Source organism: Microbacterium kunmingense, assembly GCF_023155745.1.
In the GTDB taxonomy this organism is placed as follows: domain Bacteria; phylum Actinomycetota; class Actinomycetes; order Actinomycetales; family Microbacteriaceae; genus Microbacterium; species Microbacterium kunmingense.
This window is the reverse complement of record NZ_JAKNUS010000001.1, coordinates 434,693-446,851: the sequence shown is the minus strand read 5'-3', so window position 1 is coordinate 446,851 and position 12,159 is coordinate 434,693. Positions and strand designations below refer to the sequence as shown.

Annotated in this window: 17 protein-coding genes; 8 read left to right on the top strand and 9 right to left on the bottom strand. The window is 68.4% G+C overall.

Features of this window, described 5'->3' with window-relative positions:
• Nucleotides 1-94: 94 nt before the first annotated feature.
• The 4 genes from MA875_RS02315 (at nt 95) to MA875_RS02300 (ending at nt 1,508) form a co-directional block, all read left to right on the top strand.
• On the top strand, nt 95-343 hold the full coding sequence (locus MA875_RS02315) for a hypothetical protein (RefSeq protein ID WP_248240015.1): 249 nt from the start codon (nt 95-97) through the stop codon (nt 341-343).
• A 107-nt stretch (nt 344-450) separates the two neighbouring features.
• Complete coding sequence (locus MA875_RS02310) at nt 451-789, top strand: TraR/DksA family transcriptional regulator (protein ID WP_248240014.1); 339 nt, start codon at nt 451-453, stop codon at nt 787-789.
• Nucleotides 773-1,309: a hypothetical protein gene (locus MA875_RS02305; protein ID WP_248240012.1), complete on the top strand. Its 537-nt coding sequence runs from the start codon at nt 773-775 to the stop codon at nt 1,307-1,309. The genes MA875_RS02310 and MA875_RS02305 overlap by 17 nt, the downstream gene beginning before the upstream one ends.
• Nucleotides 1,310-1,343: 34 nt before the next feature.
• Nucleotides 1,344-1,508, top strand: coding sequence for a hypothetical protein (locus MA875_RS02300; protein WP_248240010.1), 165 nt, complete (start codon nt 1,344-1,346; stop codon nt 1,506-1,508).
• A gap of 311 nt (nt 1,509-1,819) precedes the next feature.
• Here MA875_RS02300 and MA875_RS17715 read toward each other — a convergent pair whose 3' ends face one another.
• Nucleotides 1,820-2,131, bottom strand: coding sequence for an SDR family oxidoreductase (locus MA875_RS17715; protein ID WP_308221491.1), 312 nt, complete (start codon nt 2,129-2,131; stop codon nt 1,820-1,822).
• 27 nt (nt 2,132-2,158) lie between these two features.
• On the opposite strand from MA875_RS17715, the gene MA875_RS02290 reads away from it, so the two are divergent.
• Both MA875_RS02290 and MA875_RS02285 read left to right on the top strand, forming a co-directional pair.
• Nucleotides 2,159-2,608, top strand: a complete 450-nt coding sequence (locus MA875_RS02290; protein ID WP_248240009.1) for a MarR family winged helix-turn-helix transcriptional regulator — start codon at nt 2,159-2,161, stop codon at nt 2,606-2,608.
• 53 nt (nt 2,609-2,661) lie between these two features.
• Nucleotides 2,662-3,084, top strand: a complete 423-nt coding sequence (locus MA875_RS02285; protein WP_248240007.1) for an organic hydroperoxide resistance protein — start codon at nt 2,662-2,664, stop codon at nt 3,082-3,084.
• A gap of 18 nt (nt 3,085-3,102) precedes the next feature.
• Here the strand turns inward: MA875_RS02285 and MA875_RS02280 are convergent, their stop codons facing one another.
• From MA875_RS02280 to MA875_RS02260, 5 genes are all read right to left on the bottom strand, one after another.
• On the bottom strand, nt 3,103-3,537 hold the full coding sequence (locus MA875_RS02280; protein WP_248240006.1) for a protein-tyrosine phosphatase family protein: 435 nt from the start codon (nt 3,535-3,537) through the stop codon (nt 3,103-3,105).
• An 8-nt stretch (nt 3,538-3,545) separates the two neighbouring features.
• Nucleotides 3,546-4,211 carry a DUF1345 domain-containing protein gene (locus MA875_RS02275; protein WP_248240003.1) on the bottom strand — a complete coding sequence of 222 codons (666 nt, stop codon included), beginning with the start codon at nt 4,209-4,211 and terminating at the stop codon, nt 3,546-3,548.
• Nucleotides 4,212-4,369: 158 nt separating this feature from the next.
• A complete protein-coding gene (locus MA875_RS02270; protein WP_248240001.1) occupies nt 4,370-5,602 on the bottom strand; it encodes a flavin reductase in 1,233 nt (410 codons plus the stop codon).
• Nucleotides 5,603-5,621: 19 nt separating this feature from the next.
• A complete protein-coding gene (locus MA875_RS02265) occupies nt 5,622-6,821 on the bottom strand; it encodes an acyl-CoA dehydrogenase family protein (RefSeq protein ID WP_248240000.1) in 1,200 nt (399 codons plus the stop codon).
• Between the two features lie 82 nt (nt 6,822-6,903).
• Nucleotides 6,904-7,857, bottom strand: a complete 954-nt coding sequence (locus tag MA875_RS02260; RefSeq protein WP_248239998.1) for a LysR family transcriptional regulator — start codon at nt 7,855-7,857, stop codon at nt 6,904-6,906.
• Between the two features lie 125 nt (nt 7,858-7,982).
• On the opposite strand from MA875_RS02260, the gene MA875_RS02255 reads away from it, so the two are divergent.
• On the top strand, nt 7,983-9,257 hold the full coding sequence (locus MA875_RS02255; RefSeq protein WP_248239996.1) for an ABC transporter substrate-binding protein: 1,275 nt from the start codon (nt 7,983-7,985) through the stop codon (nt 9,255-9,257).
• Nucleotides 9,258-9,351: 94 nt separating this feature from the next.
• Here the strand turns inward: MA875_RS02255 and map are convergent, their stop codons facing one another.
• Both map and MA875_RS02245 read right to left on the bottom strand, forming a co-directional pair.
• A complete protein-coding gene (gene map / locus MA875_RS02250; protein WP_308221490.1) occupies nt 9,352-10,110 on the bottom strand; it encodes a type I methionyl aminopeptidase in 759 nt (252 codons plus the stop codon).
• A gap of 226 nt (nt 10,111-10,336) precedes the next feature.
• Nucleotides 10,337-10,648: a putative quinol monooxygenase gene (locus MA875_RS02245; RefSeq protein WP_003941073.1), complete on the bottom strand. Its 312-nt coding sequence runs from the start codon at nt 10,646-10,648 to the stop codon at nt 10,337-10,339.
• A 107-nt stretch (nt 10,649-10,755) separates the two neighbouring features.
• On the opposite strand from MA875_RS02245, the gene MA875_RS02240 reads away from it, so the two are divergent.
• Entirely contained in the window at nt 10,756-11,697 is a 942-nt protein-coding gene (locus MA875_RS02240) for a GlxA family transcriptional regulator (protein WP_167991112.1), read from the top strand.
• Nucleotides 11,698-11,880: 183 nt separating this feature from the next.
• Here MA875_RS02240 and MA875_RS02235 read toward each other — a convergent pair whose 3' ends face one another.
• Nucleotides 11,881-12,054 carry a hypothetical protein gene (locus tag MA875_RS02235; protein ID WP_248240122.1) on the bottom strand — a complete coding sequence of 58 codons (174 nt, stop codon included), beginning with the start codon at nt 12,052-12,054 and terminating at the stop codon, nt 11,881-11,883.
• Nucleotides 12,055-12,159: the final 105 nt, after the last annotated feature.

Here is a 12,159-nt window from a genome sequence, read left to right as displayed (position 1 = left end):
TCCCTGACGGAAGCGCCGACCGCAAATCACTCGCGTCACCGTTTTGCCCGCACCCGATTTCCCCTTCAACTGACGAGGTCGGAGTCATCCCGCCATGAATTCCACCCTCGCGCCAAAGAAATTATCCGACGAAAAGGTGCCGACTTGCCTTTTTCTTTTTCCGGGCTATGGTGAGGGCATGTTCACGACAGCCCCTCTCACCGGCGCAGCGCTTCGGCGCAACGCTGGCGTTGTGCGGGCCGCCCTGGACATTGCAGGAGCCCGCCATGAGGTTCTCCCGCCACGGATCACCGCTGCAGAAGCGGTTTCTCCTCAGCTTTCCACCCGCCGCGCGCCGCCCTGATCGGTCCATTCTTCATCGGGCCTTTTCGGCTCTTGGCGCGTCGCATATGCGGCGCATTTTTCATATGCCCTCCGCGCCCTCTCCGCATTCTTCAGCGATCCCCTTTCTTGGAGTTTCTCATGCCCTTGAACACCACATCTCGACCCGCACCGAAAGTCGACCACGCACGCATTCGCCATTTTCTTCAGGAGCAGCTTCGCGAGCGAGAAGCCATCCTGCGCGATGTCAGCCCGACCGCTGCGCCGAACGTCGACCCCGTGTCGTGGGCGACCGCGCAGTCCACCCAGCGGGTGATGGAACAGATCACCGCCGCCCTTGATCGGCTCGAAGCGGGGACGTACGGCCGCTGCATCCGATGCGGCGGCACAATCGTCGCGGCCCGACTCGACGTCATGCCGTACGCCGAGAACTGCATCGATTGTCAGCGCAATGTCGACCGACGTTAGAGTCACGCCACCGATCGCCGTCATCGGCGACCCGCTCGACTGCCTGACGGCGATGCGATCAGCGCCGGAAGCCCTCGCGGTCGACAGCGAACACGAGGTGACCTGCGGCCACCGAGCGGTGGTCATCGGCGTCGACATCACACAACTGCGGAATCGCCGCCAACTGCGCACTGTGCTCCGCGACACCGAGCTGCAGTGCGTGACGCTTGCCGGACGACTTCGGCGGCTGGAGCACGTCGTGCTCGCTGAGAGCGACTCACCGGTCTCCGCCGACGAGAGTCTGCTGCGCACGTGCGACGCCGTCGCCCGTCGCATCCATTCCCGCCTCGAGCAGGCCTACGCCCGCACGATCATCATCACCGCAGTGCTCATCGGACGCTGCGACGACGGCGCACGCCTCGCTGAACGCCTGACCGCACGGGTCCGTCAACGCGAGTGCCTGGACGGCGGCATCGCCCTGCGCTGGACGGACATCGCCCGCGCTCCGATCGGCGACCTCGGCACGAACGCCTATGTCTGACCCGCGCACACACCTCTCGACGAAAGGAGCCCTCATGCTCACCACCACTCCCGCGACCGCCACCCCACGCACCGTGCATCGCGTGCTGACACGACGACGCCGCACCGCCGCTGCCCGCGCCGCCTCCCAGGCAGATGCCGTGCACCCCTCCCCACGCGTCGCCCCGGCGCCGTGGTCTAAGTGGCTCGCGCTGGGCTGAGATCCGACCCGAGAAGGAGGCAGACCTGATCGCTGAATGACCACACCCATCGCACACGCCGGCCCGTCGGGCCGGAACACGCCAGCTGAAGAAGGGAAGCGTGCATCGCCATGGCGGGGAAAACGCCACAAAAGGTCAACGTCAAGAAGGAACCGAAACTCTCCCTGAAGGAGAAGCGGGAGGTGAAGCGCGCGAAGGCCGCAGCAGAGTCGGTGCGGCCGCGTAAGTCGCGCTAGGAGACGGTCGGTCTCCCCTCCGCAACAGACCACCCCGGTCCGATTCTCGGGCCGGGGTGGTCTTCACCGCTCAGGTCAGTACTTCGCCGACTGCCCGCCGTCGATCGGGATCACCGTCGCGTTGACGTACGACGCGTCATCCGACAGCAGGAACGCGACGACCGACGCGATCTCGGGAGCCTCGCCGCGGTCACCAGCTTCGCGTCGGGGGCGGCGTCGCGAACGGCCTGCACCGTGGCATCCAGCCCGTCCTTCGAGACGTCGACGAGCGAGAGGTTCGAACCCTCCGAGGCCTGCCGCACCGCGGTCGCGCGGCCGGCATCCTCGTGGAGGCGGATTTCCTCGCGGGTGCGCGGTGGGGCCTGGGTTCGAAACTGGATTGCGCACAACTGAATTGCGTGCAATGCTTTGGCCATGCCTCCCGTTGCGCTCGACGACTTCGTCTGCTTCGCGATGTACACCGCGTCGCACGCGACCACCCAGGCGTACCGCGAGGTGTTGAAGCCGTGGTCGTTGACGTATCCGCAGTACCTCGCGATGGTCGTCCTCGCCACCGGCGAGCGGACGGTGAGCTCGCTCGGCGAGGAACTCCACCTCGACTCGGGGACGCTCTCGCCGCTCTTGCGGCGGCTTGAGTCGCGCGGACTTGTCGACCGGCGGCGCGACGGCGCCGACGAGCGCGTGGTGCGGGTCAGCCTCACCGACGAGGGGCGATCGGTCTACGCCGACGTCGTCGCGGCGGCCGGGTGCCTCGTGCCCGGCTTCGTCGACAGCGGTCGCAGCGTGCCCGAGCTGCTCGCGCAGCTGAACGCGATCACCGCGAACATGCGGGCGCTCGCGGGCGAACTGCGCGCGGCGTCGTGACGCGTTTCGCCGTGGCATCCGTCATCTCTTCCTCCCCCCACGAAAGGACACTCATGAACGCCCTCTACACCGCAGAAGCCCTCGCCACCGGAGGCGGCCGCGACGGCCACGTGCGCACCGCCGACGGCATTCTCGACACCGACGTGCGCGTCCCGAAGGAGCTCGGCGGCGCCGGCGGCGCCCCCAACCCCGAGTTGCTGTTCGCGGCCGGCTACGCGGCCTGCTTCCACAGCGCGCTGCAGAGCGTCGCGCGGGCGCAGAAGGTGAAGGTCGAGGGCTCGAGCGTCGGGTCGCGGGTGTCGCTCGGACCGAACGGCGACGGCGGGTTCCAGCTCGCCGTGCTGCTCGAGGTGAACGTCCCCGGTGTCGATGGTGAGGTCGCGCAGCAGCTCGCCGACGCCGCCCACCAGGTGTGCCCGTATTCGAACGCGACGCGCGGCAACATCGACGTGACCGTCACGGTCGTCGACGACTGAGGGGACGCGGCGCCGGATTCATGCGCTGAGGTGCACCCTTCGGACGAACCGGCGCTGCCAGGGCGTCTCGACTGCTCTGGGTCGGTAGTTGGCGCGAACCCACGCCACCGCCTCGTCGGCGGGCACACCGTCGAATCTGGCGAGGAGGGCGAGCGCGGTGCCGGTGCGGCCGGTGCCGCCGTCGCACGCGACCTCAACCCGCTCCGTCGCGGACCGGTCGTAGGCCTCGCGAAGCGCGGCGATCGCGTCTGACGGCGTGCGCGGCAGGCGGAAGTCGGGCCACGCGATCCACCGTGACGGCCAGCGCTCCTCGTGGTACTGTGCCGTGAGATAGAGGCCGAAATCGGGTGCAGGCTCGAAACCCGCCGAGCCGTCTCTCAGCGCGCGTCCGCGGATGCGCCGACCGCCCGGTAACGTCACGACACCCTCGAGGTCGGGCGACCACTGTGTCATCCGTACGCCTATCGGGCCAACGCCGCGATGAGGTTGATCGCGGCCGCGAGGACGATCACCCCGAGCACGAACGACAGCACCGCATGCCGGAGCACCTGGCGCCGGATGAGCGAGCTGGTGATGCTCGTATCGGAGACCTGGTAGGTCATGCCCAGGGTGAAGGCGACGTAGGCGAAATCGCGATACTCGGGCGGCTCGGACTGGTTGAAGTCGATGCCGGCGCCGCCGAGACGGTAGTAAATGCCCGCGTAGCGGAGCGTGAAGAGGGTCTGCACCAGGCACCAGGATGCTGCGACGGTCGCGAGCGCGGCGGCAGCCAGCCCGAACCGCGCGGCCCCCAGTACGGCGCCGGATTCGACCAGCAGCAGTCCGATCGCGAAGACGCTCGCCAACGTCGCCACGATCAGGAGCGTCTGGGCGATCGGCTGTGTCGGGTCTTCGCGGGTCGCGTGGCTGGCGGTCTCGGCCGGGCCGAGCCGGAGGACGCCGAGCCACACCCAGAGGATGTAGGTCGCCGCCGCCGCGATCCAGCCGACCGCGGGCGCGAAGACCCACTCCCCCGCGACGCCGACCACCAGGGTCGCGACGACGAACACCGCGAACATGATCGCGACGCGGAAGCCCGCCCGGTGCTGGATGCCGGAGAACGTGCGGGGATCGGGCGGGGTGGTCATGGAGCGGTTCTACCAGGACGCCGCGCTGGGGGCGAGAGAGCCCCGGCATCCGGGAGCTCGAGGCAACGGCGGTCGCGAAGCGAACGCGGGGGCCTGCGATGCGAGCGGGCTGACCGGGACCAGCGCCGGCGCGCTCGGCGCCCTCGCTGTGCGCGCGCTCAGGAGCCGTCGAGCTCCCACGAGTCGCCCCACAGGCCGGCCGCGGCAACGGGATGCTCGCTGCGCGGCGCGAGCGGGATCGACCGCGCAATCCTGGTCGCCGTCTGCGACATCCGCTCCACCAGGCGCTCCCCCGTGGCGCGGTCGAAAGAGGCCGACGTGATCGCGTAGAGCGCCATCGCCACCTCGCCGTCGGGAGAGAAGACGGGCATCTGCACGACGGCGACCCTGCTCCAGTCGACCGACCCGTCGGGTTCGAGCTCGGCGCGCGAAGTCGCGATGTCGGCCCAGATTCGGGCGTACGTCTCGCGCTCGACACCGGCGCTGCGCGCGAGGCGCAGGAAGTCGGCCGTAAGGGTCGCGTCTCCGGCGACAGCGTATCCGCGCTCTCGCACACCGGAGAGGATGCGCTGAAGCAGCGGCCGATCGACGGCGCCGGTGAGGTGCCGCGACGCCTCTTCCCAGGCCCGCCGGCGATGGGGCGGGGCCCAGGCGGCGAAGATCGAAGCGATCGGCGCCGCCCACGGATGCGACGCCCCGACGTTCTCGTACGAACTGGCCGATGACGACGGGTCGACGGCGGCGAGGGTCACCACGGCATCACCGATCTGGCTGGTCACGGTCACATGCACGCCGAAGTCGTCGGCAAGCTCTCTGATCTCCCGCTCCCCGACGGTCGCCCATCGCAGCCGTTCGATGAAGGCCCGCGTGTCGAAGGTGTCGCTGGGCGCCGCGAACGTGCCGTACCCGGCGCGCCGAAACAGAAGCGGCATGTCCGCCGCCCCCGAACCCGCACCGGCGTCGGTGATCCTCCCGACGAGGAACGAGTGATCGCCGTACTCCCGCACGTCCTCGATCTCGGCATCGAACCACGCCACCGCATCAGAGACCCGCGGGGCGCCCGTCCCCGACGACTCGAAGGCGCCCTGCTCCCACCGGCCGGGATCCTTCGTGGCGAAGGCACGACACAGCGACTCCGACCTGTCGGCGAGGACGCTGACCGTGAAGCGTCCGCTCTCTTTCAGCACCGGCAGGGTGCTCGAGCGCCGACCGGCGAAGAACCCGACGAGGGGCGGATCTTCGCTGACGGCCACGAAACTCCCCACCACCATCCCCACCGGGCTGCGGTCGGCGGCCACCCCGGTGACGAGGCACACGCCGGTGGGATACTCCCCCAGCGCCGCCCGCCACCAGGCCGACGTCTCGGCTGCGCTGTCGATCGTGTGCGTCATGACCGGATCCGACGCCGGGTCAGGACACCGCCGCCAGATACCGAACGGTGTTCTGACGCCAGTTGAGCGTGACGTGGTGCGAGATCATCTCGACATCCCGCTTCGCGATCGACACGGGGTGGTCCGACCGGCCGGCCTTCGCGCCGACAAGGGAGAAGATCGTCTGCACCGAGCGCAGCGCGGTCCGGGTCACCAGGGCATTGTCGCGAAGGTCGCGACCGATCTCCTGCTCGGTCGACTCCCGACGCTGACGAGCCCGCTCGGATGCTTCGAAACTGCGCTTCTCGATGAGAAGACGCGCCATCTGCACATCACCCTCGGCCTGCCCGAACTCGGTGGCGACATAGTCCTGGTCGGCGAGCCGCACGGCTCCTCCGAGCGCACCGGCGACGCGTGTGCTCGTGCCGACCGTGCTTGCGAAGTGCTCGGCGGCACCCCAGGCGGCCCCGACCGCGCACGCGGCGAAGGGGAAACGGCCACTCGACGGCCAGGTCGCCCACATAGTGCTGAAGGTGGGGTGGAGCGCCCGACGCTCCTTGAGCTTGCGCACCGTGTCGCGCGTCGCCTGCGCGCGATGCTCGGGCACGAAGACATCCTTGACCGACATCGTGCGACTGCCCGTCCCCCGCATACCGGTGGGGTACCAATCGTCGATGGTCTCGGCCTCGTCCTTCGGGACGATGAACATGTGGCCCTCGCCGTCGTCACCGACGGGAGCGTTGAAGATGAGCCACTCCGAGAAGTCGGACCCGCTGCAGAAGCCCCACTGACCGGTCAGGCGGTATCCACCCTTCACCCGGGTCGCGGTCGCCTTCGGATTGAGGTTGGTGTTGCCCGCCAGCGTGGCGAACGAGTCCTCGCCCCAGATCTCTTCCTGCACCTCTTCCGGGTACGCCAGGATCGCCATGTTGTCGGAGCTGAGGATCGAGAAGACCCACGCCGTCGAGGCGCACCCGCGGGCGAGGTTCATCGCGATACGGGCGTGCTCGTGCTCGGTCAGCTCGAGTCCGCCGTACTTCTTGGGCTTCAGAACATGGAAGAACCCCGCGTCGCCGAGACGGCGGTAGGTGTCGTCTGAGATCCTGCGACGCTCGTCGACCTCGGCAGCGCGTTCGCGGAGGAGGGGGATGAGATCCTCCGACGCCTGCACGACGTCATTTGCGGACAGGTTCGTCGGCGCGGAGCGCGGGGAGTTCGTCGGCGTGAGCACCGTGGTCATGGCTGTCCCTTCTGCCGAAGCAACACCGCTCCGACATCTGACAGACAGCATCCGCGAGAGAACGAAGCACGGTCAAACAGAACTATTCAGGGATCAAACGCGGATTTCCCGAGGATGAGTCGGGGTACCGCTCCCGCAGGAGTCTTCGCAGCGCGTCAGCGCGCGGCGACAGCTCGGCGCCCCGCGCCCAGGCGAAGACCACCGTCGCGGCCGGAGGGGGCGGCTCGATGTCGCGCTCGATGATCGGCAGACCCTCGTAGCTGAACGTGTTCTCGGGGCGCTGCACCAGGATGCCGTAGGCCGTGTCGGACCGCGCGACGATCGCCCGGGTCAGCTCGAACGCATGCGTGCGGTAGCGGACGTTCGGCACCAGCCCACGCGCTTCGAACATCGCCGTGGCGTAGTGCGTACTCGGCACCTGGTCGTAGAGCACGAGGGGCAGAGGAGCAAGCTCCTCGAGGGTGACGGTGGGTTGCTCAGCCAGCGGGTTCGCGGCGCCGAACAGCGCATATCCGCGGGTTTCGAAGAGCACCGCCCGCTCGAGCTGCTCCGTGCCGCTCATGTCGTACATCAGCGCCGCATCGATCCGGCCGGCGATGATGTCGTGCTGGAGCTCATCCTGAGCCCCCACCACGAAGTCGATCGATACGCGGGGGTGCCGGCTCTCGAACTCTTCGAGGAGGCTCGGCAGGAGCGTAGGAGCGAGGGAGTGAAAGCAGCCGACGACGAGGGGACCGACGAGCTCACCGCCGCCGTGAACGGCGTGATTGAGTTCCGCGACATCGGCGAGCAGTCGCTTGGCGCGGAGGAGCACCAGACTCCCGGTCGGCGTCAACGTCACGCCCTGAGCCCGGCGACGGATGCACAGCTGTGCACCGAGGGCGCGTTCGAGCTCGCTGATCGAGGCCGACACCGCCGACGGCGAGAACTGCAGGCGCTGCGCCGCACCGGCGATCGAACCGACCTCGGCGACGGCGACGAAATGGCCCAGTTGTCGAAAGGTCAGCTCGCCCCGGAGAAGTCCCGTGTCATCCATGTCTCATTCCCCGCCCGCATCATTGCGCCGAGATCTTCATCGAGAAAATCGCATTAGTTGGTCTGATTACTCACGTTGACCGTCGAAGCGGCCTGCCGAGAGGATACCGCCAGGGAGGCAGATCAATGACGATCAAGACTGCACAACGACTCGCCGCACTCGTGACGGCGACTGCTCTGGCCGTGACCTTGGCATCGTGCGCGCGGCAGGCGCCGGCGACGCCGGGTGGCACGGAATCGGCTGACGCGGTGCCGGCGTCGCCCGGCATCACCGACACCACCATCACGCTCGGGTCCACGAATCCCCTCACCGGCAACGCCGCCGGCGTCGGCAACTGCGCCGCCGATGGCGCCGCCGCGTACTTCGCGATGAAGAACGAGGAGGGCGGAATCGAGTTCGGTGACGGGAAGACCCGCACCGTCGACTTCATCACCTACGACGACAAGTACGACCCGCAGCGGTCGCTGGCGAACTTCCAGCAGATGACGACCGACGGCGTCTTCGCCGCGGTGCTGAGCCTCGGAACCCCCACCAACCGCGCCTGGCGAGACGCGGCGATCGCTGCCGAGACCCCCCAGGTGCTGCTGCAGACGGGCGACCCCATCTTCAGCGACCGCGAAGAGAGCCCCTGGCAGCTCGGGCTCCTGCCGATCTACCAGCAGGAGGGCGAGGCGTTCGGCGAGCTGCTCGCCGCGTCACCCGAGAACCACCGCGTTGCGATCCTCTACCAGAACGACGACTTCGGCGAGGGATACGTCGAAGGGTTCCTCTCCGCGGTGGAGGGCGCCGACAACGTCGAGATCGTGAAGCAGGTGAGCTACGAGGCGACCGCGACCGACGTGTCGGCGCAGATCACCGACCTCGCCTCCACGGACGCCGACATCTTCTTCAACGCGATGTCGTCGCTCGCGCCGCTGGTCATCGGCTCGCTGCAGCAGGCGAACAACGTCGGATGGAACCCCAGCTGGTTCCTGCCGTCCACGACCTCGAGCCCGCAGGCGCTGCTCATCCCCTCGGGCGTGGCCGACAGCTTCCCCGCCATCTACACCACCGCCTCCTCGCAGAACGCGGCAGCACCTTCTTTCGCGGAGTCGGAGGAGGGGCAGCGCTTCTTGGAGGCCCTGGCCGCGCACACCAACCAGACCGAGGTGCCGACCTTCCCGCAGTGCCTGTGGAGCTGGATCGGAGCGTCGGTGCTGGAGGAAGCCTTCGGCAAGATGACCGAGCCCACGCGCGAGAACTTCATGGAGTCGCTGATGTCCATCTCCGACTTCGCCGCCCCCGGATTGCTGCCGGGAGACGTCATCGACACCACGGTCGAGGACCGTCCTGCCATGAGCGAGGTGGCCGTGATGCGCTTCAACGGGTCGGGCTTCGACCTCGTGGAAGAGCTCGGCTGACGCCAAGGCGCAGGCTGACTGTCGAGCGCCGAGCCCCGGCATCCGAATTCTCTCGGACGGATGCCGGGGCTCGCCGTTCGCGGGAGGGCGACAGCTAGCGCGGGAGGGTGAGGATCTCGGGTTCGCCGTCGGTGATGGCGATCGTGTGCTCGGTGTGGGCGGTGCGGCATCCCGTGGCACTGCGGAGCGTCCAGCCGTCGGGGTCGGTGACGAGGACGTCGGTGTCTGCCATCACCCAGGGCTCGAGGGCCAGGAGGAGTCCGGGCCGCAGCCTGTAGCCCCGCCCCGAGCGGCCGATGTTCGGCACGTGCGGGTCGCCGTGCATGGTGGTGCCGATACCGTGTCCGCCGAATTCGGTGTTCACGAGATACCCGGCCTCGGTGAGCACCGCGCCGATCGCGTGGGAGATGTCGCCGATGCGGTTGCCCGGGCGGGCGACCTCGATGCCGGCGGCGAGCGCGCGCTCTGTGACGGCGATGAGGGCGGCGTCCGCTTGGGCTCCGGGGTTCCCGGTCGCTTCGAGGGTCTGCTGGCCGACGATGAAGCTGATCGCGGCGTCGGCGGCTATGCCGTCTTTCAGCACCGCGAGGTCGAGGGTGAGGAGGTCGCCCGGCTGCAGGGCGTAGTCATGCGGCATCCCGTGGAGGACGGCGTCGTTGACGGCCGTGCAGATGTAGTGACCGGACCCTTCGCAGGCTGAGCGCTCGCGGCCGGCATCCTGTCCGTGTGCCGGTAGGCCTCGCTCCGCCTGGCAACGCGGCGGGGCGTTGTGTCGCGACCTGGACGTGCGAGGTGTCAACGGTGCGTCGGCGCAGCGATCGTCGTGTGCGCGGCGAGATGCTCCATGCCGCACGCGCGGCGCGCACGAACGCAACGGCCCCGGAACGCCAACGACCCGTCATCGCTGCGACGCGCAACGCGTCTCCCGTCACGGCAAGGGATCGCAACCAAGACCCGCCCACAGCGCCTAGCCTGGCGCCCCCGTGATCGGCCCGTCGGGGATCGTCAACGTGGTACGGGTGTCGAGGCGGTCGGGTCCGACGGCTCGGCGGGGCGCGATCGTCTCGTGGGTTGGCGGACTACGGGAGCTTGGACGCGAGGACGTCGGCCGCCAGAATCTCGGGTGCTGCGCCGAGGAGGTGCTGGTTGGCCATCAGGGCTGCGACGATGGCGCCGTTGGCGTGGGCGTCGCGAGCGGCCTCGTCGGGGAATGCGTCGAAGATCCAGAAGGTGTCGGCGTGGGTCCTGACCGCGAACCAGACAATCGTCCCTACTTCTTCGTTGGCGAGTGCGACAGCGCCGGCGAGCAGATCGGCGAGCGCGTCGTGCTGTCCATCGGCCGCGACGATCTTGGCGACGAAGGCATACGGAAGTGATGCGGGTGTGGACATGAGGGACTCTCCTTGAAGTCGGGATTCTTCGTGGGACGAGTTCAGCGTATGACGAGCGAGGGCCGGTGGGCAGTGGCGTATACGGCAGTATTGCTATTGTTTACGTCATGCGTATCGGACTGATCGCGATCGACGGCTGCTTCGGTTCGGCTATCGCGTCGATCATCGACATCGTGCGGGTGGCTGACGGAGCCCGCGGCGATGTCGACCCGCGGATCGACCCGATCGAGCTCGCCATCCTCGGACCGAAACGGCGAGTGACCACGACGGCATCGATGACGCTGTCGGTGGACCACCCGCTGTCGGAGTCCGGAGAGTTCGACGTGGTCGTCGTCCCTGCGCTTGGAACCCTTACGGCCGCCGCTACCAACGACGTCCTCCAGAGCCGAGATGCTCGTTCGGTCATCGCCTCGCTCGGGCGCCTCGACGAGGCGACCACCCGGATCGCCGCGGCGTGCACCGGCGTGTTCGCTGTCGCCGAGACCGGACGGATGCATCATCGGCGGGCGACGACCAGCTGGTTCCTGGGGCCGGAGTTCCTGAAGCGCTATCCGACCGTCGCCCTCGATCTCGACACCATGGTCGTGGTCGACGGGAACCTCGTCACCGCCGGCGCCGCGTTCGCCCACATCGACCTCGCGCTCTCACTCGTGCGATCGATCAGCCCCGACCTGGCCCAACATGTCGCCAAGCTCCTCATCATCGACGAGCGCCCGTCGCAGGCAGCCTTCGTCGCCTACGAACATTTGCGGCACGAGGACCCGATCGTCGTCGAGTTCGAACGCTTCGTGCGCGCCCGCCTGGACGAACCGTTCAACGTCGCCTTCGTCGCGCAGTCGCTCGGCACCAGCCGGCGCACCCTCGAACGACGAGTCCGTGCGGCGCTCAACCTCACTCCGCTCGGCTTCGTCCAACGGCTTCGCATCGAACGAGCTCGGCACCTCTCAGCAACCACGGACCTCACCTCCGCCGAGATCGCGCTACGGGTCGGCTACGCGAACGCCGAGACTCTGCGCTCCCTCCTGCGCAGGGAGCGACGCCGTTCCTGACCTATCGCCATGCCTTAGAACCACCTCTCAGCACGTCGCGTCGACGCTCCCTGCGTCGCCCCTGGACGACCCACTCGACACGCCCGCAGCACAGGCCATGCGACGTGCCCCGGCTTCCCGGACGGTCGGGGTTGGGCGGCTGTGATGCCGCTGCGTTCTCGTCGGGAGGATCAGCAGACCCGATCAGGGTCGATTGGGATGAGACGCGAAGGCGGTCAGGTGACCCCTCGGGCCGTCCGCTCGGATCAGGTCGCCCAGGGGCACGAGTGGTTCGGCACGCAGCGCACCCGACGCGATCGCCATCACCACGTCGCCGGACTCACGCAACGCCGTCGGGACGTCCTCGATCACCACCATCGCTCGACGCATCAGGACCGGATCGAGCTCCCTGCGTTCGGGATGGTGGAGCCCACCGCGACGACCATCGCGTCATCCCGGACCGTCGCGCCATCGAAGAGCGGA